Origin of the sequence: Longispora sp. NPDC051575, from assembly GCF_040681875.1 — a bacterium.
Taxonomy (GTDB): Bacteria; Actinomycetota; Actinomycetes; order Mycobacteriales; family Micromonosporaceae; genus Longispora.
In genome coordinates, this window is record NZ_JBFAZP010000009.1 from 154175 (window position 1) to 174205 (window position 20031).

The window sequence follows — 20031 nt, forward strand, 5'->3', positions numbered from 1 at the left end:
ACGTTTTCCCTGTCTCCCCGCATTCACCTGTAGGAGGTCAGGCCAGCTCGCGTGAGGGAGACACGCGTCAGCCCTTCCTGCGCCCTGGCCGCCTGAGCTTCGATGCCAGCTGCCTCAGCCATACCCAGTGCCTCGGTGTGGACCGACTCTGCGGTGTTCAGGTCCGCCGTGGAAAGAAACGTCTCGCCCAGGGCGTTGAGTGCCTCACATTCGATCTCCGATTGCTTCAGGTGTCTTGCCAGCATGAGGGCACCGCGACCATCCTCGACAGCCTGCTCGAACTCACCGAGCGCGCGATACACGGAACATCGGCGGGCCAGCGCCCACGCCTCAGCGGACTGCAGCCCAAACTCTCGGCCCTGGGTCACTGCGAGATTGAGAGTCGCCAACGCATCGCCAAGCCGTCCCTGCAGGTGGTGGGTCAAGCCGATGTTGGCCATAGTCAGAACTCGCGTGTGCTGCGACAGAAGGTCCGGCCCCAGGCCCAGTACCCGTTCGAACCGCTCCAGCGCCTCCTCGTACTGGCCGGCACGAAGGCAGACGACGCCGAGATTATTGGTCAAGAAGGCACCGAGGCGCCGGTCACCGAGTTCCAGGGCCATCTGATACGACGCCGAGAACGTCCGGTGCGCGAGTTGGGTTTGACCGCCCTTGAGTTGTGTGATGCCCAGATCGACCGACAGGTACGCCTGCCAATAGAGGTTACCTTCAGCTGCGGCCACCCCGATCGCCTGCTCGAAAAGGTCCTGTGCGGCCACAAGGTCGGAGTCCCGGTCCCGGAAGATGTACGCCATGGCGCTGAGCGATGCCGCTTCACCATGGCGGTCATCGAGCCCTCGGGCGGAGGCAAGCGCGGCAACGAACAAATTGAGCGAGTCGCCAACATAGTTCAATCGAGCGAGGTGCGGAACGAGACCTGCCGGGATCTGCCACGCGTGCACAGGCCATCCGTGCTCTGCCGCGAAGCGGGCCGCGGCGATGATGCCCCGATAGTTCGCCTGGAGCAGGTCCGCCTCCGTCTGTCCGGAACTCATCGCGTCGGGCTCCGGGGGAAGATGTTTCAGGGCCGGTTCGATGCGGAACACGCCGATCGCCTCCTGCCGACACCACTCGTGGGTGATGTGCAGGTAGTAGTCGAGGATCCGTTGAGTCGCCTCCTTGCGGTCGGCCTCTGTGTCATGTTGCAGGAGCAGCTCTTGGGAGCAATCGCGCACGAGGTCGTGAAACTCGTACCAGCCAGCGACATGCTGAACGAGCAGGTTGTACTCGAACAGTGACTCCAAATGCTGCTCGGCTTGCTCGAGTGGCATCCCGGTGAGCGCCGATGCCGCACGCGCGTCGAAATCGGCCCCAGGGTGGAGGCTCAGTAAACGGAACAGCCTACGCTCCGACGCGTCCAGATACTGGTACGAGAGCTTCAAGACCGCCATCACGCTCCGGTCTCCGACTGCCAGGAACCGGGTGCGCCGACGATGCGTGCGCAACTGACGCAGGATGTCATCGACCGCCCAGCCGGCCCGGTCCCGGAATCGTGCGGCCGCGATCCTGATCGCCAGGGGGAGCCTGCCACACAGGTCGACGACCTCGGCTACCGCGCCCTGCGGCATCGACGAGGGTTCGCGCCCCGCGATCTGGGTGAACAGCCGCACCGCATCTTCTCGAGGTAGCACATCCAAAGCGAGCGGCACCGCGCCCTCGAGGGCGGTGAGTCTCCGACGGCTGGTGACGAGGACGAGCGTCTCCGAGGTCCCGGGGAGCAGGGGTCTGACCTGAGCTTCGTCAGTGCTGTTGTCGAGCAGGACCAGGGCCCGCTTTCCTGCCATCTGCGAACGCCAGAGATCGCTGCGTGCGTCCAGGCTCGTCGGCACCAGCTCAACGGGTACGCCGGCCTGCCGAAGCAGGACCTCCAGTGCCTGATCGGGTGTGACGGGTTGGGTACCGACGGTGAATCCGTGCAGGTCGACGAAGTACTGGCCGTCCGGGTAGTCGCCGGAGGCGCGGTGTGCCAGATGCACGGCCAGGGCGGTCTTCCCGACGCCGCCCATACCCTCGATCGCCGAGATCACCAGTGCTGTGGAGGATGAGTTCCTGGCGGAGGAGAGCAGTGCACTCATGTCAGCGGTGCGACCTGTGAACTCATTCGTGTCCCTGGGGAGGAAACAGGGCGGTCCGGCTGCTGGAGTCGCAACAGCCAACGTGGATGGCGACGGCCTGGGCACAGACTCGCCACGCAGGATCTGTCGGTGGAGTTCCTTGAGCTGCGGCCCAGGGTCGAGCCCAAGTTCTTCGGCCAGGAGCCTACGACCTTCTTCGTAGACGGCCAGGGCGTCCCCCTGCCGTCCACTCTCCTGGAGCGCGAGCATCAGGGTGCCCCGGAGCGACTCCCTCAGCGGATACTCCGTCAGCAGGCCGACCAAGTCACTGACAAACGAGCTGGTGATGCCCAACCGGAGCTGCAGGGACATGAGTCGTTCGGTGGCGACTACGCGTTGCTCATCGAGCTGCGACGCCACTCCCTGCAGGTAACGATTCCCGGAGGTCAGACCGGCCAGTGCCGGTCCACACCACAGCGCTAGCCCTGCCCGGAGCCGGTCTGCGGCAGCCTCCAGGTGTCCGCCGGATTCGCCCTCCTCGGCCTCGCGCACCTTGGCCTGAAACCGGAACAGGTCAACGGAAGATCTCGGAACGTTGAGGCGGTAGCCCGCCTCCGAGGTCACCAGCCCGACTTCCTCGACACCGCCGAGAACTCGACGAAGGCTCCCGATCGCGTTGTGGATCTGCTGCCGCGCCGACGGCGGCGGCTTGTCCCACAACGCCTCGGCGATCCGCTCAAGCGGGACCGTCAGACCCTCGTTGAGCAACAGAACAGCCATCAGCCTCGATTGCCGTGCCCCGCTCAGCTCGGACAATGCCCCCACTACCGCGACCGGACCCAGGAGGTGAAAGGTGATGGATAGCTGGTTCTCCCGCATCCGCCCCCCGCGCAGTTGACTTCCACCGATGCCGGTACATGCTACCCAACCTGGGACGGAGAGGGGGGATCGCATCGACATGCGGAGATGGTGCACAGACTACTGTGAGCAGGCAAATCATGATGATCGCGAAGCTGGGCAATCCCATCAATGCGCCGATCGAACCGTGCAAGAGGATGCCCAGTACAAGGGCCCAGCGGCAGGTGCGGTACGTACCCAAGACGAACAGGCCTATGAGGAGCTCCGTGACTATGGCGCCCCACGTCATCGCGGCGATCGGCGGGAACGCCCGGATGCCCGAACCGAGCAGATCCAGGAGAGCAATGGGCAGCCCGTGATACGGATGGTCAACAACCGCATACATGGCTGTGCCGTCGCGCCACTGAGACTCCAACAGCTTGGACACTGCGGCGGCAAGGTAGATGATCGATGCCTGGATACGGATGGCTAGGTGCGAGGCGCACGCAGCACCTCGCCAGCTCGGCCTCATGAGTCGCCCGGGCCTCTGCCAATGCCATGGGCGTTCGTCACCCAGGCAGATCGGGATCAGCAGCATAGTCAGGATCTCGGCAACGTGCTCACCGCCATTGGGCAACGTGAGGCTCACGCTGAGGCTGAACGCCGCGTACCAGTGTGGGACGCAGGTCCACCGTGGTCGATAGCCCAACACAACCGCCAGCAGCACGGCGATCAACGCGGTCCGGATAGCCACCGGCGCTGCAGGATGGGAGTTGCCGAGGCACCACAGCGACAAGCCCCGTACACCCTCGCAACGGATGCCGCCGGGTTGCCCGGACGCGTACGGGAACAGTACAGCGTCGGAGTTGAACAGCAGAACAGTCAGCTGTGCGAGGGCAAGCGAGGATCGCGCGAAGGCCAAGGCTCGACCTCGCGGCTCGAAGGTCGAGCTCAGCCGGTGAACGCTCCTCACGGTTCGTTACGCCCCTCGCCCCGGCAGGTCGACTCGACGATCACGACTCTGATCGCCCTCCTGGCGGCATGACCGGTTCTCCGACGCGCGTCCCAGGCGACGGGTCGCTCATCGACCAGGGCGATTCGACCACACAGTGTTGGTCGACGCGACCGGTTCGCCAGTTGACTCACCGCCGACCTTCCGGCCAAGTCATCGCAGGCTGGAGGCGGAGTGTCCGGACATTGCACCCATCGCTCTGGCGGAACCTGCCGAGCCAGGTCGTACACCTCCACGAGTTGCGCGTATCCGCCCCGACTGAGCCCCCACTGTTGGTCTGCGGACGCCGCGCGCCGAGTGAGGCTCACTCCCAGGTTGCCCGCCGTGTCGACCCGGTACGCGACGAGGATGTCCTGCGAAGGAACGTCACTGAAGTACGACCAACCCTGGGGCCATATCGCCCGGTAAGTTCCACGCTGCGCCCGGAGAAACGGCACGGAGGTCGCTCCTGGCAACTGTGCCCCCAGAGTGACAACGAGGCTGACCAGTAACAGTGCGGCGGTAAGGCTGAATCCGCGCTCAACGGACGTGGCATCCGGGACCTCGTCGCTGGACCGCGGCAAGCGCACTACCACCTATCCGATGCTGCAACCGGTACACGTGCCATCGGTTTGATCAGTGGTGCCGTGGCCGGCGGTCGCGCTTCTCGAAGTTCCCAGGACCGCAGCGACGACCAGGGCCAACAGTGCCAACAGGGCACCCAAAAGCATTGACTTCTTCATGTGGCGCACGCTCCTTTATGGCTCGGAACAGCGAACGGAATCCACACTCTCCTCCGGCACGCTACTCGCGCGCTACCCGCTCGCTACTTTATGGTGATGGATTCACTTTCGCCCCTGTTGGCCACCCCCGCGACGTGGCAGAATCCTGCGAATGGAATTCGCTGAGGTCATTCGTCGCCGCCGGATGGTGCGGCACTTCTCTGACCGGCCCCTGACGCCCGAAGTCATTGAGCGGATCCTGGCTAGCGCCCTTCGCGCCCCCTCGGCCGGGTTCGTGCAGGGCTGGGCCTTTCTGGCGCTCACGGAACAGTCGGACCGCGATCGGTTCTGGGCGTTCACGCCGAATCAGACCCCGCACTTCCCCACCCTGCGAGACGCGCCGTTGGTGGTCGTGCCGCTGGCCAACCGGGATGCCTACGTGGAGCACTACGCCAAGCCGGACCGGGGTGGTCTGATCGAGACCGGTTGGCCGGCACCGTACTGGTTCATCGACGCCGGGATGGCGGCACTGTTGATGCTCCTGACCTCGGTGGACGAGGGACTGGGCGCTTGTTTCCTCTGGTTGGTGCCGCCAGTCGCCGAGTTCGGAACAGAAGGCAGTACGGAAGCGCACCTGGACGCGTTCCGTGCGGAGTTCGGAGTGCCGGCCGAGTACACGCCTGTCGTCGGAATCGCCATCGGATATCGGGCGTCCGACCTGCCACCCCAGGCGCCCGTGTACTCGGAAAGGCGACGTGGGGTCGACGACGTGTTTCACCGAGGCCAGTGGGGAGGCCGCTGAGGCCTGCGCCCGGGAGCGGCCGAACCGCATGCCCTAAGCCTCAGCGGGGTCAGCTTGCGGGCGTACCCGACTGATCTACGTGCGGGCGTCGTTGACGTTCTGCGGTGGTTGCGTCGTCGGCTCTGCGGAGGGCGATGCCCGCATAGCAGCCGGCCACGAGCAACATGAGCGCCGTGACAAGGAAGACGGTATCGATCCGCCCCAGTCGGATGCCGGCCACAGTCGTGTGCGAACCGACCGGCAGCATTCCGACTATCGAACTAGCTGCGGCGATCGAGAGCATCGAAGCGAGCTTGTAGGTGGGCGCGAACACGGAGATGACGCGGCCGAGCAGCTCACGGGGCACCGCCTCGAGGAGAACCGGGGTAGTCACCGTCTCAAGCGTCCCGGCGGCCAGACCGAAGAGCGCAATAACGAGGACAGCGGCCGCGGCATGCTCCAGCCGCGAGTACACCAGGAAGGATCCGCCGGCGCCGAACAGTCCGAGGATGAAAATCTTCGCGTGACCATATCTGTCGCCGAGAATGCCTGAGACCAGCGCACCGGCCAGCATGCCAAGCCCGGAGGCCGCGCTCAGAAACCCGAACCACGACGTGCCCGCGTGGAGATTCTCACTGACGAAGTACACGTCGAGTGCGCCCAGCGTGCCGGCTCCGAGCATGACGAGCAGGCCAGTGGTGAGCACTGCCAGGAGCACCCGGTTGGCGATGACCTGCCGGAGGCCGACAAGTAGTTCGGCACCGATCCCACGCTGTTGGGGCGCGCGCATCGCGGCAGGGAAATCCGCCTCCGCCAGATCGACGGAGCGTACGGCGATGAACGACACGAGGAAGGAGCCTGCGTTGATTCCCAGCGCCCAGGGAATTCCGGCGGTAACGACCAGCGGCGCGGCGAGAGCTGGTCCGACGATGGTCGACAGCGCCGCGCTGGCCTGGCTGTAGCTCGCGGCGCGTCCTCGATGTTCGGGTGGGACCACGTCACCGATGAGGACGAATCTCGCAGGATTGAAGAACTGGGTCGATGCGGTGGCTACGGCCACGGTCACCCCTATTGCCGCCGTCACGACCCAGGAGGCCGATGCGGGCGTGGGGACGCTGGACACGATCGTCAGGGCGGAGAGCAGAAAGAGTCGTATCAGGTCGGTCCGCAGCATCACGCGCCGTTTGTCCCACCGGTCGACGAGCACGCCGGCCAGTGGCGCTACGGCGATCGTCACCGCGGCGATGATCACCAGGATCGCGCTGCTCATCGCAGGTGCGTAGGACTGGCCAGAGTAGAGGATCGTCCCCACCCACAGCAGGATCGTGGTGGCGAAGACAGCGTCTCCGAGCTGTGACACGGCCTGCCCCAGCCACAGTCTGCGATAGTTGCGGTTGATCAGCACGTCAGCGCACCGCCCTTTGATGATCGACTCAGTTCGTGTGAATATGGTTCGGGTGCTCCGGGCATCACCAGTGCCCGGAGCACCCTCAACCACTAGACGTTCGTGGTCAGGCTCATGCAGTTGTGGCTGAGCTCTTCGGTGGCCAGGCCCTGCAGGGCAAGGATGTTCGACATGGAATTCACCTCCTTTCGCGGTCGACGGGAGCGGAGAACCGCGGATCGAGGTACGGCAGGACCGGATGGCCTTCCGACTCGAACGCGGCGTTGAGGGCGAGCAGGATGCCCGCGTTGCCCGTGGCTACGTCCATCGACATCCGCAGGAGCTTGATGCCGGGGAAGCTCAGATGACCCTTGTAGGGCTGCGCGTGCCAGGCCAGCCGCCGGACATGGTCGTCGATGACAGGGCGGTCTTCGGCGTGCCCCAGGTGCGCCAGGGCTGCGATGAACCCGGACCGACCACGGATCAGGCCCGGTTCCCGCACCAGCCGAGATCGGCAAGCTCGGCGAACGCCAGCCACCGCAGCGCTGAGCTGTGCGTCCTCACGGTGGCGGAGGTATTCGTGGGCGACCATCGCAAAGCCCGCGCTCCCACCGTCCAGGTAGATCAGGTACCGGGTGCGGGCACCCGGCTCGACTAGCTGGAAGGTGTCATTGTCGAGAAACTGACCGCGGGCGAGGTCCCAGTGCAACGCGGACCTGGCCAGATCGAGGTATTTGGAGTCTCCGGTCGCCGCGTGGAGGTGTAGAAACAGCAGGCCGGGGCCTGACATACCCCGCAGGAGGCCTGCTTTGTCCGGCGGTATCAGCTCGCTCGCCTTGCCCCTCGCGGTTAACACACCCGCGACCCGGTGCCCCATCTCGATCGCTTCGCTCAGTAGTCCCTCATCTCCGGTGAGCCCGAAGAAGTGCAACAGATTGAGGGCCATGCCTGCGTGGCCACCCATCATGGTCACCGTCGAGGAGGTGTCCACGTGGGCTCGGGCCCGGTCCAGTGTCTCCAGCGCCTCGGCCCGCCGCCCCACCACGTCGAGTGTCGCTGCCACGCCGTGCAGGCCGTCGAAGAGCCCTGGACGTGTCTGCCGAGCACCCCTCGTCGCGCGGACGAGCCATTCGATGTGTCGCGGGGACACCTCGACACCCGCACGGCGCAGGGCGTACAACACGCCGGCCGCACCGTAGGCGAAGGTATGGCCCCCGACGTTGAATTGTTGGGGGTCCCCGGGAAACAGCCGGTCCTCCCTGTCCGGGGTCGCGCTTGCCTCGATCGCGGCGACCAGTGACGCCCGGATCGCCGGCCAGTCAGGAGTGCCTTCGCCCACCAGGACCTCGCCGGGATCGATACCATGATCCCGTGTGGCTACCGGCTCGAGTCCACGGCGCAACATGCCAAGGAATGCGCTCGGGACGGGAAAATTCCGTTTCACCCCGGCCAACAAGTGTGACAACTGCGCAGGTGCGCGGTCTGGGCGCAGTTCCAAGGGCAGGAAAAGAAACAACCGCACACAGCTTAGTTGGTACCAGTCAGCAGCGGCGCCGACAACGCCCGTTGGGGGCGTGAATCCCGGCGCTCCGATTGCCGGCTCCTGGTCGTCCAGATCCACGGTGAATTCGAAGTCGACCAGCGTCACGTTGCCGTCCGGTCGCACCATGACATTGCGCGGATGCAGATCGCCAAAACGTAGCCCTCGCGAGTGCACGGCCGCGACCGCGTTCTCGATCTTCTGGAGAAGATCCAACACCCAGGTGGTGTACTCCGCCAGCTGCTCGTCCACCGGGTCGGGGTCGAGGATCATCACATGACGTTCCTGCATAGTTTCCAGCAGGGACTTTCCCTCAATGTATTCCTCGATCAGGAAGTGATGCTCCCACGCGACCCGGTAGTCGATCAGCCGGGGCACGCAGTCCAGCCCTGCAAGTCGGCGCAGCACCTCCCGCTGGCGCTGTAGTCGCGCTACGGCATCGGCACCTTGGGGATCCATTCCCGCGTGTGGGCGCGCCTCAAGCAGCACAACTTTCTGACCGGAAACTGCGTCTCGCCCTCGGTAGACGCCTCCGCCATTGGAGTAGTGCAGGGCACTGTCCACGACGTAGGGGAAATCGAGAGCTCCGTCTGACCTCGACGCCTCAAGATGAGTACGGAGAACGTCCGGCACCTGCACCCATTCTGGAAGCACGAACACGGGCCCGCGCTGGTCCGGGATCAGCTGGCCGTCAGGACCGAACAGAGCCGGCACCGGATCACCGTCATCACCAGTGCAGGTCAATTCCACGAACGCGCCGTAGCGCACGTACACGGGCCCCTTTCCAACGCGCAGGTCGCTGAGGATGTACGGACCCGTCACGTTTTCCAACAGGAGGGACAGTTCCAGCACCGTAGCGGAGAATTGCGCCTCGTCGGCCGGATAGATAGTCACCAGCTTCCCGCTACCTGACCGCGGCGCGTATTTGCTGTTCATAAACCGAACGGCCATATTGCTGCGAAGAAACTTGAATGACAGTCCACGATCGACGCAGTAGTCCCAGACAGACCCACAAACTTTGTCAGCAGAGTCCACGGTCGCCGATACGTGGATTTTCCAGCCCTGGACCGGCAGTACCCCGCCATCGGGCTTGAGGGAAACCCACCAGTCCCGCACCACCCGGCTCCATCCGTCCGGCGCAGCACGTCGCGCGGTGGACAGCAGCTCGGCTTCGTCGGGCATGCGCGCCGGCGTCTCAAAGAAGTCCTGATCTCCCAGACAGAACGGCGTCAACAGCTGCCAGTCCAGCTTCACATGGCCCCCATGATCGTGTGGCGGAGTCGGATCGCGGCTGGCCATCCCCGTGAATGGCCGGCCGGCAACGCGGTACGTTTCCCACAGTGTCGGACCGCGCTACTTTCCGAACCTCGCGCCGCTACCCGCCGACCCAGGTCTGGCCGCTGTGTGGCAATGGTCCAGCTCAAGGGCAAGGATTCTGCCGCGATCGCTACGGACGGTCGGCTCCCGCTTGCACCTTCGGACACCGCTGGCCGACCGCCCAGACGGTGTAGGACGAGCCCCCGGACCTGTTCGTGAGCTCTCACGACAGGTCCGGGGGCTCGTATCCAGGGTGCGACACGCGGTAGTGATCATGGGAAGGCAACGCCGTTTGATGTGGCGCAAACAGGGATCAAAAACAGCTCACAGCCACGATAAGGCTGTGAGCTGGGAGGCGACGGACGAGTCGGCCTGTACGCCGGGTTCTGTAGCGGGCCGAAGCCCCCTGGCGGCCATCCATCTACGCCCACCGTCACCGATGGGCTCTAGCGGTCTACCCGCGAACTCGGGCGGGCCGCCCTCAATCGCTCGCGCAGATCCGAAGATCCTTTTGACCTTGCTCCGGGTGGGGTTTACCTAGCCGCCCCGGTCACCCGGGGCGCTGGTGGGCTCTTACCCCACCGTTTCACCCTTACCTCGGCCGAAGCCGTGGCGGTCTGTTCTCTGTGGCACTGTCCCGCGGGTCACCCCGGGTTGCCGTTAACAACCACCCTGCCCTGTGGAGCCCGGACGTTCCTCGGGTCCCTCGAAAGGGACACGCGACCGCCCGGCCGACTCGTCCGCCGTACCCCTAGCCTAGTGGATATGAAGATCCCCTTGCCGAGCAGCGCCGACGTCGGGCAGATCGAGGTGTGGGTCACGTCGAGGCCGCTCAGGGAGCTGGTCAGGGCCTTCGGCGGCGCCTGGCCCACGGGCTCCCTGGCGAAGATCCTCTCCGATCTTGATGTGTTCTCCCAGGGCGTGTGGGACTTCCGTGCCGGCCAGGAGCGCCACCTCGCCCGGGCCAAGGACTTCGACCCGGCCCTGTCCGCCCTGGTCACAGCCTCCTGCCGAGCCCTGGGCCTGGTCGACGAGGAACCCCCGAAGAACCAGACCTACACCCACATTTTGGTACTCGGCGGCCTCATCCGAGCCTGCGTCCAACGCCCGGAGTACGCGGCCCGCCTCAGCTCCCAGGTCTCCGCCGACCATGTCACCGCCCTCGGCAGCTTCCGCCCCCTGACCGACATCGAGAAGTCCCTCGGCCTCCGCCTGGGCCTGGGCACCCCCGAGACAGAGTTCGAGGCCATGGACGCCGGCATGCGCCTGGCCTTCCACCTCGCCACCCCCACGGAGACCACCGCCCACGCCCGCCGCTACACCTCGGCCCCACCCAGCCTGGCTATCCCTGCGAAGACGTCGTCTCCCGCGACGCAGCCACAACCAGCCGGCACGACGGCCCCCCAAAGCACTCCCCCAGCCACCGATCCCGCGCCGCCGGGCATACCAGCAGGCCACCCGACGCCCGCCCCGCCGGATACCGCTCCACCCCGCCAGGCGATCCCTGCCCCGCCGTCGTCTCCCGCGACGCCCCCTCAGCCATCCGCGCCCATGCGCCAGCAGAGCGCCCACCCCACCCACACCATCCTCGCCGCCCCCTCCCGCACCCCCGGCCGCCGAGCCAACACCGCCGACACCTACCGCTACTGGGCCGAGAACTACTCCCCCACCGGCAGACTCCTCCTGGTGACCTCCACCGCGTACGTCCCCTTCCAGCACTGCGACGCCCTGCGCGTCCTCGGCCTGGAGTACGGCTGCGAGATCGACACCGTGGGGCTCGCGCCCACCGCGCTCCCGTTCACCCCGGCGAACTACCTCCAGGAGGTCCGCTCGGCGATCCGCTCGATGCGCGCCCTGCACGCGGTGCTCACGGGATGAACGTCCCCCTCCTCCTCACGGCCGGCCTCGCCGCCGGGGCGGTCAACGCGATCGCGGGCGGCGGTTCGCTGATCACGTTCCCCGCGCTGATCGCGGCCGGCCTCTCCCCCGTCACCGCGAACGTGTCGAACTCGATAGCGGCCACCGGCGGGTACCTCGCGAGCGTCGCCGGCAGCTGGAAGGACCTGGACCGGAAGAAGGCGGCACGGCTCATCCCCACCGCCCTGGCCGGGGCGGCCGTCGGCTGCGCGGTGTTGCTCAACACCCCGGCGGCCGCGTTCGAGGCGGTCGTACCGTTCCTGGTGCTGGCGGCGAGCCTGGCTCTCCTCGTACCCAAAAAAGAGGCCAGGGAGACACACCCAGCGGTCCTGCACCTCACGATCTTCGGGCTTTCAACCTATGCCGGGTACTTCGGCGCGGCCGTCGGCGTCATGCTCCTCGCCGGCCTGTCGCTGACCCTCGCCGACAAGCTGACCAGGGTCAACGCGCTCAAGAACGTCATCTCGGCCACGACCGGCCTGGCGACGGCGGCCATCTTCGGCATCTTCGCCTCGGTCAACTGGGGCGCGGTGGCCCTCCTGCTGCCGGCCACGATCATCGGCGGCTACCTCGGCGCCCGCCTGGCCCGCAGAGTCCCCGCCAAGGTGCTCCGCGCCTGCGTCGTCGTCTTCGGCATCACGATCGCCGCCTGGCTCCTCTTCCGCTGACCACGAAGCCGGGCGCGCAACCTGGCCGTCTGGAGACAACGGCGCCGACCGACTACGTCACACCCGGCCGCTCGGCGGGCCAGTGCCTGCGGAAGCTGGACCTTCGCAGGGCGGCCCAGGCACGTTGAGGCCAGGTAGCGGCCGGCCGGGTAGAGGTGGACCGATCAGGAACACCCGCCGCGAAGCGATCGACACCGCAACCCGAGGCTGATCTGGCCCACCCCGACGGAGACATGGGAAACCCGACCGCAGGGCCGGGCCGCCCTGCGGTCGGGTTGGCTATCGGCCGATCACGGCCGACCGCCGCCCAGCCCGGATCACCGGGAGGCAACGGCAAGGAGTGACCGGCCCAAATTCACGATCTCCGGTTCCCGCCCTCCCCGTTGATCAACGCGGTCAACGCGTCCCGCTTCGTGTCCTCGACCACGGGCCGCACATCCCCCTCGTCCGACGTGTAGTCCGTCGGATGCGTGTGATCGATCCCGCTCGGCGTCCCCAACGCCCGGAACAGCAACGTCGCCAGGACCACAACCAACAGGTTGGCCGCGACAGCCACGAGCCCCACATACACCGTCATCTTGGTGTCGAACCCGAACTTCGCCAACGGGAACGCCGACCCACCGAAGTGCTTCTTCGTACCCGCCGCGTTCGGGATCTGGTAGAGCATCCACAGCCCGAACCCGAGCCCGACGGCCCAGCCCGCGAGCAGCGCCCACCGGTGCAACCAGCGGGTATACAGGCCGATGGCCACGGCCGGCAGCGTCTGGAGGATGATCACGCCGCCGATGAGCTGGAGGTCGATGGAGAATTGGGGATCGAGGAGCAGGATGCACAGGACCGCGCCGATCTTGACGACCAGCGAGGTTATCTTGCTGACGTTCGCCTCCTGCTTGGGCGTGGCCGTCTTGTGCAGGAACTCCTTGTAGATGTTGCGGGTGAACAGGTTCGCGGCGGCGATGGACATGATGGCGGCCGGGACCAGGGCGCCGATGCCGATCGCGGCGAAGGCGATGCCGACGAACCAGTCGGGGAACAGCTTGTCGAAAAGTTGCGGGACGATCGTGTTGGTGTCGGTGCCGATCGGGGTGACCTTGGCAGCGATGGCCATGAAGCCGAGCAGGGCGATCAGGCCGAGCAGCAGGCTGTAGGCGGGCAGGGCCGACATATTCCGCTTGATGACGTCGCGGTTCTTGCTTGCGAGCACCCCTGTGACCGAGTGCGGATACAGGAACAGAGCAAGAGCCGAGCCAAACGCCAGTGTGACGTACTGGAGCTGGTTGTTCGCGTTCAGCAGGATGCCGTCGGAGGGGTTCGGCGACTTGGTGAACTTGGCGTCCGCCGCGTCGAAGATGCTGCCCCAGCCGCCGAGCTTGTACGGGATGTACAGCACGGCCACGATGATCACGATGTAGATCAGGGTGTCCTTGACGAACGCGATCAGCGCTGGGGCGCGCAGGCCCGACTTGTAGGTGTAGGCCGCCAGGATGCCGAACGCGACGATGATCGGCCAGTGCCCGGTCACGCCCATCGACTTGAGTACGGCCTCGATGCCGACGAGCTGGAGGGCGATGTAAGGCATGGTGGCGACGATGCCGGTGACCGCGATGACCAGGGCCAGAACCGGGGAGCCGAACCGGCCGCGCACGAAGTCGGCCGGGGTGACGTAGCCGTGCCGGTGCGAGACCGACCAGAGCCGGATCAGGACCAGGAAGACCAACGGATAGACCACGACGGTGTACGGGACCGCGAAGAAGCCCATCGCACCCGCGCCGAAGACCAGGGCGGGCACCGCCACGAAGGTGTACGCCGTGTACAGGTCACCGCCGATCAGGAACCAGCTGACCCAGGAGCCGAAGTTGCGCCCGCCCAGGCCCCACTCGTCGAGGTGTTCCATGGTCTGCGGGCGGCGCCACCGGGCGGCCACGAAGCCCATGCCACTGACCAGGAGGAACAGGACGGCGAAGATGATCAGTTGAGTCCACTTGATGGTCATGATCTCTTACCCATCCGGTACACCAGGGTCGTGCCGGAGACGCCGACAATGATGAAGGCGAGCTGGAGCCAGTAGAACCGGGGAAAGCCGAAAAGGCGCGGCGAGTCCGCGTTGAAGACGAAGGTGAGCAAGGGTAGAACTATCGGGACCAGCAGCAGCCAGTTCCACGGACTTCGATCGCTGCGCCGGGGCGCGGTGTCGGGGGCGGGCATCCTGGCTCCTCGTGTGACCTGGATCATGTGCCCGCGCACAGTAACCCCTATCAGCCGTTCGGGGGAGCCCTCGACGCGCCGAACGGCTGCCTCCGCGCGCCGAACGGTCGACCCGTCACGGGGCGTATTCCGACGCGCGGTAGGAATAACGGTCGGTGACCGACGAAAAGGGGCCACCCGAATGGGCGGCCCCTCGCGTCCGGGTCGGTCAGAGGTGGGTCAGGTGGGACGTGTCGTTGACCAGGCGGACCGACACACCGCCGTCGCGCCACGAGTCGACCAGCGACACCCCGGCCGGGTCCAGGTGCAGCTGGTGCAGGAACCCGGGGCCGCCGTCGAGCGCCTCGCGCAGCGCCACCTTGATCGGGCTGACGTGACTGACCACGACGATCGTCTTTCCGGAGTACTTGGCCCGGAGCCCGGCCACCGCGCCGCGGACCCGCTCGGCGACCTGGTCGAACGACTCCCCGCCGGGCGGGGCCAGCGACGTGTCGCCCAGCCACGCGGTCAGCTCCCCCGGCCACTGGGCGGACACCTCGCCGAAGGTGAGGCCCTCCCAGGTGCCGAAGTCGCACTCGATGAGGTCGGGTTCGAGGATCGGCTTGCGGGCGTAGCGGGCGGCGATGGCCTCCGCCGTCTGCCGGGTCCGGGTCAGGGGCGAGCAGACGATGGCGGCGACGTCGTCGGCGATCAGGCCCACGCGGCCGGCTGCGGCTTTGGCCTGGGCCTGGCCCCGGTCGGTGAGGGGTACGTCGCCCCGGCCCGAGTACCGCTTCTCCGCCGTGCGGGGCGTCTCGCCGTGCCGGACCAGGATCAGCCGGGTCGGGGCCTCCACCCGGGGCACCCAGCCACCGGGAGCCGACGCCCCCTGCGTCGCGGGCGCCGCCCCGGATCCGGCGCGGGCCGCAGCCGAGGTGGCGCCAGCTGAGGCGGAGGTCGTGCCAGCTTTCGAGGCAGCTCCGGAGCCCTGTCCAGCGACCGCAGCCGAGGCGTCAGCCGCCGTGCCACCGGCCGCCGGCCCGTTGCGGGACACGGGTGTCCCGTCCATCGCGCTGTTCGCCAACGCGTCCGCGCGCCCATTCTCCGCCCGCGGAATCCACTTGTACGTGACCCGCTCGAACCCCCGGGCCAACGCCGCGGCCTCCCGGGCGAGCGGCTTGAGCCCCTCGTGCTTGATCTGCCACCGCCCGGACATCTGCTCCACCACGAGCTTGGAGTCCATCCGCACGTCGACGTGCCGGGCCCCGAGTTCCCCGGCGGCCCGCAGCCCGGCGATCAGCCCGGAGTACTCGGCCACGTTGTTCGTCGCGATGCCGAGCACGTCGGCCCGTTCCGCGAGCACGGCACCCGTCTGGGGGTCGAGGACGACCGCGCCGTACCCGGCGGGTCCCGGGTTGCCCCGCGAGCCGCCGTCCGCCTCGACCACGACCCGGGCGGTCACAGGCCGGACTCGCCCGTCCGGACCAGGATCCGCCGGCACTCCTCGCACCGGACGACCTCGTCGGGCTTGGTGGCGCGGACCTCGGCGAGCGCGCCGCCGGACAGTTCCAGGCGGCAGCCCTCGCAGCGGCGCTGGCGGAGCATGGCCGCGCCGATGCCGCCGCTGGAGTCGCGGATCTTCTCGTACAGGGCGAGGAAGTCGGCCGGCAGGTTCAGCACGATCGGGCCCCGGGACTCGCGGCGGCGGTCCTCCTCGGCGGCGATCTCGGCGAGGGCCTTGTCGCGGCTGGCCTCGGCGGCGTTCTTCGCGGCGGTGAGCGCCTCGACCCGGCCGGCGATGCCCGCGACGACGGAGGCGGCGGACTCGCGCTTCTCCATCAACTCCAGCTCGGAGTCCTCCAGCTCGCCCTGGCGGCGGCCGAGGGAGACGAGTTCGTGCTGGAGGGCCTCGAGTTCCTTGCCGGTGCCCTGGCCGGAGTCGAGCCGGGCCTGGTTGCGCTGGGCGCGCTGGCGGACCTGGTCGATATCGCCCTCGTACCGCTTGATGTCGCGGTCCAGGTCGTCGACCTCGGCCTGGGCGTTGGCCCGCTCGTCGACGATCAGGCGGAGGTCGTTGTCGAGCTTGACCAGCTCGGCGTGCTCGGGCAGGTTCTTCCGCCGGTGCGCGAGCTGGTTGAGGGCAGTGTCGACCGCCTGCAGATCAAGCACACGGAGCTGTACGAACGGGTCGACCTTCACTGGCTGGGCTCCTCAAACGTTCCACGGGTCGGTCACGGCGTCAGACACGACGGTATCTACTCCGGCCTCATCTCGCATCCGGCGGGCCAGGTCGTCGAGCCACGGGCGCTCGGTGGCCCAGTGGGCCGCGTCCAGCAGGGCCGGGCCGCCGGCCGCCAGGTGTTCGCTGGCGGGGTGGTGGCGCAGGTCGGAGGTGAGGAAGGCGTCGACACCGGCCGAGGTGGCCGCCATCAGGTAACTGTCCCCCGCGCCGCCGGAGACCGCAACCGTGCGGACAATCCGGTCAGGGTCGCCACCGGCACGAACGCCCCAGGAGGTGGTGGGGAGCACACAGTTGGCGTGTTCGGCGAACTCGGCGAGGGTCATGTCCTCGGACAGTTCCCCGATCCGGCCGATCCCTCGTCCACCGCCGGCCGCCGCGCCGGTCGCCGGGACCAGGGGGCGCAGGTCGGTCATGCCGAGCCGGTCGGCGAGCGCGTCGGAGACGCCGGGGTTGGCGACGTCGCCGTTGGTGTGCACGACGTGCAGGGCGACGCCGGCGCGGATCAGGTCGCGGATCATGCGGCCCTTGAAGGTGGTCGCCGCGACGCTGGACACGCCCCGGAGCAGCAGGGGGTGGTGGGCGACGATGAGCTGGGCCCCGGCGTCGATGGCCTCGGCGATGGTCTCGGGCACGCAGTCGACGGTGAGGTGGACGCGGTGCACGAAGTACTCGGGGTCGCCGACGACCAGCCCCACCCTGTCCCAGTCCTCGGCCCAGGCCGGCGGATACCACGTGTCGAGGAGTGCGAGGAGGTCCGAGAGGTTCACCGCGGCGAGGCTACCGGGTCCTCACGCCGCCGATAACGCGGCTCGCCGGGGCAGCCCCTCCAGCGCCAGGTGCCAGGGGAACGCCTCGACGAGGTGCGCGCCGTGCCGGGGCTCGTGCGGCCGGTGCCCGGGGGTGTCCCACAGCACCCGCACCCCCCAGCTCTCCAGGCGGCGCAGGCTCTCCCCGAACGCGGGGTGCGCGGCGTGCGCCCGGTTGGAGAACGGCATGGTGACGATGGGCAGCCCGAGCCCGATGGCCTCCACGATCAGGCCGAGCGCCAGGGTGTCGCAGATCCCGGCGGCCCACTTGTTGATCGTGTTGACGGTGGCGGGGGCGACGATCACGGCATCCGGTTCGGGGAGTACGTCGGGGTCGTCGGGGTTCTTGTAGGTGCTGCGGACCGGGTGCCCGGTCTGGAGTACCAGCGCGTCGGTGTCGATGAACTTGGTGCCGTCGGGGGTGGCCACCACGCACACGTCCCAGCCGTCGGTCTGGGCCAGCTCGACGAGCCGGCCCACCCCGGCGGCGAGGGGCGAGCCGCACGCGATGACGTAGAGGGTCTTCACGCCGCCACTCCCATGTGGTCCACGAGCTCGACGAGCTGGGTGGGGACGTTGCCCCGGTTGCGCCGGACGACCTCGCTGGCGACCTCCTGGGCCTGCGGGCGGCACAGCACCTCGGAGGGGGCCAGTTCGTTGGCCTCCAGGAGCATGGTGGCCGCGCTGTCCAGGGCCCCGTACTGGGTGTGCCCCCGGGCGAGGTCGATGAGGTGGTTGGCGCGCCGCTCGGTGAGCAGCCCCTCGAACTTGGTCATGTCGATGCTGGCGTGCACCTGGGCGGCGAGCTTGCCCTCGCCCATCTCGACGGCGGCGGCGGCCCGGTGCAGTTTGACGTTGGTGGGGCCGAAGCTGGTCCAGTACCGGTTGTCGTCGTGCCCTAACAGCGCCGCGGTCTCCTCGGCCTGGTCGAGCAGTTCCTTGACGGCGGCGTTGTCCCCGAGGTGCGCGGCGGCCATGGCGCCCTGGAGGAGCAGGATGCCGAACACGCTGAGCCGGTCCGGGGTGGCCTCGGCCTCCGTGGACGGCGCGAGGTGGTTGGCGACGGACACGTTGAGTTCGAGGGCCGGCTGGTGCCGGCCCAGTGAGCGCAACGCGTTGGCCACCCGCATGGACGCGATGCCGGTGAGCAGCGGGTCGCCGGCGCGCTGGGCGACGTTGATGGCCCGGTCGGCCGCGAGCCAGCACAGTTCGTGCTCGCCGAGTTTGCGCAGCGCCGACGAGGAGATCATGTACACCTGGGCGAGCAGCGAGGCGGCCTGGCTCTCCTCGGCCCGGCCCCGGTACGCGCGGTCGGCGGCCTGGGCGTCGTTGATCAGGCGGGGCAGCAGCCGGGCCAGGATCCCGTACCGCACGTGCTGGAAGGTGTTCCAGGCGTGGTTGACGGACTTCGCCAGCTCGCCGACCGGTGGCGGTTCGCCGAACCCGACCGGGCTGAGGAACGGGCTGATGCTGTCGTAGCACTCCAGGGACGAGCGGATCTCCTCGACCTCGACCTGGTCGATGCAGTTGGCGCTGTCCGGCTTGCGGGCCGGGTCCTTGCCCATCAGGAGCTGGACGTCGACCTGGAGGACCTCGGCGATGTCGTACAGGACGGAGAACTTGTCCAGCCTGCGCACCCCCCGTTCCACCTTGTCGACCCAGCTCTTCGACTTGCCCAGCCGGTCCGCGAATACTTGTTGGGACAAGTTGCGGCGGAGGCGCCAGTACGCCACCCGACGTCCGATGGGCAGCTCATCCACGGCCATCTCTTTGCCTCCTCGTCCAGAGATCGCACACTGTGTCTGTTGCGCTACGCACAGGTACAAGTAACTTCTTCATGTACCGAGTTCTATTCGGGCCAACGAGCACCCCGCGAAGAAGTGACGACGGAGGAACAGCCGCCATGACGTGGAATCCTGTGCCGAGACCGGTGATTCGGACACTTCTCCGCCGTTCAGCTGTGCTATACGCCCGACATGGGTGGAATGTCCTAGCCGGTGCGTCCCTTGCGGGGGACAAATTCGACTGCGGGACGACCAGCTGTCCGACCATCAATTGCCATCCCGTACACGATGACCTCGGCGCGCAACTGCGACCAACGGCCGACCCTGACCTGATCGCCACTTGGTGGTACAGGTCGCCGTACACCGTGCTGTTGCCGACCGGGCTCGGCTTCGACGTGATCGAGGTTCCGGCGTACCTCGGGGCCCTCGCGGCGCGGATCCTCGGCGAGCACGGACCCCGCTGCCCGATCAGCGTCTCGCCCTCCGGACGGTGGATGCTGTTCGTCGCCGAGGGCGAGCCGCTGCGCCCCGAACTGGACCGCCAGCTGGACATAGTCCGGCACGGGAAGGGCTCGTGGGTGCCGGCGCCGCCCAGTCGGTACCCATCGGGGAGGGTTCGTTGGGAAGTGTCGCCGGGCACGGTGGGGTGGGCGTTGCCCGGGTCGTACCCGGTGCAGAACGCCCTCGTCGACGCGCTCCAGTTGGTGGCCCCCCGCCAGGCCGCCTGATCCCTGCTCAGCACTGCTTCGTTATATCCACTACCAA

The 20031-nt window shown here is 67.5% G+C and carries 15 protein-coding genes, 1 other RNA gene and 1 pseudogene; 4 read left to right on the forward strand and 13 right to left on the reverse strand.

All coding sequences use genetic code 11. The features are described 5' to 3' along the window. Nucleotides 1-23: 23 nt before the first annotated feature. From AB0M43_RS27705 to AB0M43_RS27715, 3 genes and pseudogenes are all read right to left on the reverse strand, one after another. Nucleotides 24-2972, reverse strand: a complete 2949-nt coding sequence (locus AB0M43_RS27705; protein WP_363728709.1) for a BTAD domain-containing putative transcriptional regulator — start codon at nucleotides 2970-2972, stop codon at nucleotides 24-26. 100 nt (nucleotides 2973-3072) lie between these two features. Next, nucleotides 3073-3903: pseudogene (locus tag AB0M43_RS27710) on the reverse strand (sporulation-delaying protein SdpB family protein); the annotation flags it as partial. Beyond that, complete coding sequence (locus AB0M43_RS27715; protein ID WP_363728710.1) at nucleotides 3900-4517, reverse strand: SdpA family antimicrobial peptide system protein; 618 nt, start codon at nucleotides 4515-4517, stop codon at nucleotides 3900-3902. The pseudogene AB0M43_RS27710 and the gene AB0M43_RS27715, both read right to left, overlap by 4 nt. Nucleotides 4518-4815: 298 nt before the next feature. Here AB0M43_RS27715 and AB0M43_RS27720 point away from each other — a divergent pair, with 298 nt between their 5' ends. Next, on the forward strand, nucleotides 4816-5445 hold the full coding sequence (locus AB0M43_RS27720) for a nitroreductase family protein (protein WP_363728711.1): 630 nt from the start codon (nucleotides 4816-4818) through the stop codon (nucleotides 5443-5445). A 49-nt stretch (nucleotides 5446-5494) separates the two neighbouring features. Here the strand turns inward: AB0M43_RS27720 and AB0M43_RS27725 are convergent, their stop codons facing one another. The 3 genes from AB0M43_RS27725 to rnpB all read right to left on the reverse strand — a co-directional run bounded on the left by AB0M43_RS27725 (nucleotide 5495) and on the right by rnpB (nucleotide 10404). Next, nucleotides 5495-6829, reverse strand: a complete 1335-nt coding sequence (locus AB0M43_RS27725; protein ID WP_363728712.1) for an MFS transporter — start codon at nucleotides 6827-6829, stop codon at nucleotides 5495-5497. 178 nt (nucleotides 6830-7007) lie between these two features. Further along, entirely contained in the window at nucleotides 7008-9602 is a 2595-nt protein-coding gene (lanKC, locus tag AB0M43_RS27730; RefSeq protein ID WP_363728713.1) for a class III lanthionine synthetase LanKC, read from the reverse strand. 422 nt (nucleotides 9603-10024) lie between these two features. Further along, an RNA gene (rnpB, locus tag AB0M43_RS27735) (RNase P RNA component class A) lies at nucleotides 10025-10404 on the reverse strand. Nucleotides 10405-10430: 26 nt separating this feature from the next. Here rnpB and AB0M43_RS27740 point away from each other — a divergent pair. Further along, complete coding sequence (locus AB0M43_RS27740; protein ID WP_363728714.1) at nucleotides 10431-11543, forward strand: hypothetical protein; 1113 nt, start codon at nucleotides 10431-10433, stop codon at nucleotides 11541-11543. After that, the gene (locus tag AB0M43_RS27745; protein ID WP_363728715.1) at nucleotides 11540-12250 is read left to right on the forward strand and encodes a sulfite exporter TauE/SafE family protein; all 711 of its coding nucleotides are present in this window, start codon (nucleotides 11540-11542) and stop codon (nucleotides 12248-12250) included. Before AB0M43_RS27740 ends, AB0M43_RS27745 begins: the two co-directional genes overlap by 4 nt. Before the next feature lie 355 nt (nucleotides 12251-12605). Here AB0M43_RS27745 and mctP read toward each other — a convergent pair whose 3' ends face one another. The 7 genes from mctP to AB0M43_RS27780 all read right to left on the reverse strand — a co-directional run bounded on the left by mctP (nucleotide 12606) and on the right by AB0M43_RS27780 (nucleotide 19242). Next, nucleotides 12606-14243 (reverse strand): monocarboxylate uptake permease MctP, encoded by a 1638-nt coding sequence (mctP, locus tag AB0M43_RS27750; RefSeq protein WP_363728716.1) that lies wholly within the window; start codon nucleotides 14241-14243, stop codon nucleotides 12606-12608. Beyond that, nucleotides 14240-14455, reverse strand: a complete 216-nt coding sequence (locus tag AB0M43_RS27755) for a DUF3311 domain-containing protein (protein WP_363728717.1) — start codon at nucleotides 14453-14455, stop codon at nucleotides 14240-14242. The genes mctP and AB0M43_RS27755 overlap by 4 nt, the downstream gene beginning before the upstream one ends. Nucleotides 14456-14663: 208 nt before the next feature. After that, nucleotides 14664-15896 carry a bifunctional RNase H/acid phosphatase gene (locus AB0M43_RS27760; RefSeq protein ID WP_363728718.1) on the reverse strand — a complete coding sequence of 411 codons (1233 nt, stop codon included), beginning with the start codon at nucleotides 15894-15896 and terminating at the stop codon, nucleotides 14664-14666. After that, entirely contained in the window at nucleotides 15893-16633 is a 741-nt protein-coding gene (locus AB0M43_RS27765; protein ID WP_363728719.1) for a C4-type zinc ribbon domain-containing protein, read from the reverse strand. The genes AB0M43_RS27760 and AB0M43_RS27765 overlap by 4 nt, the downstream gene beginning before the upstream one ends. Nucleotides 16634-16645: 12 nt before the next feature. Then, nucleotides 16646-17443 carry a Nif3-like dinuclear metal center hexameric protein gene (locus AB0M43_RS27770; protein WP_363728720.1) on the reverse strand — a complete coding sequence of 266 codons (798 nt, stop codon included), beginning with the start codon at nucleotides 17441-17443 and terminating at the stop codon, nucleotides 16646-16648. 21 nt (nucleotides 17444-17464) lie between these two features. Continuing rightward, entirely contained in the window at nucleotides 17465-18010 is a 546-nt protein-coding gene (locus AB0M43_RS27775; RefSeq protein WP_363728721.1) for a flavoprotein, read from the reverse strand. Then, the gene (locus tag AB0M43_RS27780) at nucleotides 18007-19242 is read right to left on the reverse strand and encodes a helix-turn-helix domain-containing protein (protein WP_363728722.1); all 1236 of its coding nucleotides are present in this window, start codon (nucleotides 19240-19242) and stop codon (nucleotides 18007-18009) included. Before AB0M43_RS27780 ends, AB0M43_RS27775 begins: the two co-directional genes overlap by 4 nt. A gap of 143 nt (nucleotides 19243-19385) precedes the next feature. On the opposite strand from AB0M43_RS27780, the gene AB0M43_RS27785 reads away from it, so the two are divergent. Then, complete coding sequence (locus tag AB0M43_RS27785; RefSeq protein WP_363728723.1) at nucleotides 19386-19994, forward strand: bifunctional DNA primase/polymerase; 609 nt, start codon at nucleotides 19386-19388, stop codon at nucleotides 19992-19994. Nucleotides 19995-20031: the final 37 nt, after the last annotated feature.

Coding starts and splice junctions, on each gene's coding strand:
- mctP (WP_363728716.1), bottom strand. CDS start 14,243: ATGACCATCAAGTGGACTCAACTGATCATCTTCGCCGTCCTGTTCCTC.
- AB0M43_RS27740 (WP_363728714.1), top strand. CDS start 10,431: ATGAAGATCCCCTTGCCGAGCAGCGCCGACGTCGGGCAGATCGAGGTG.
- AB0M43_RS27720 (WP_363728711.1), top strand. CDS start 4,816: ATGGAATTCGCTGAGGTCATTCGTCGCCGCCGGATGGTGCGGCACTTC.
- AB0M43_RS27705 (WP_363728709.1), bottom strand. CDS start 2,972: ATGCGGGAGAACCAGCTATCCATCACCTTTCACCTCCTGGGTCCGGTC.
- AB0M43_RS27785 (WP_363728723.1), top strand. CDS start 19,386: ATGACGTGGAATCCTGTGCCGAGACCGGTGATTCGGACACTTCTCCGC.
- AB0M43_RS27745 (WP_363728715.1), top strand. CDS start 11,540: ATGAACGTCCCCCTCCTCCTCACGGCCGGCCTCGCCGCCGGGGCGGTC.
- AB0M43_RS27755 (WP_363728717.1), bottom strand. CDS start 14,455: ATGCCCGCCCCCGACACCGCGCCCCGGCGCAGCGATCGAAGTCCGTGG.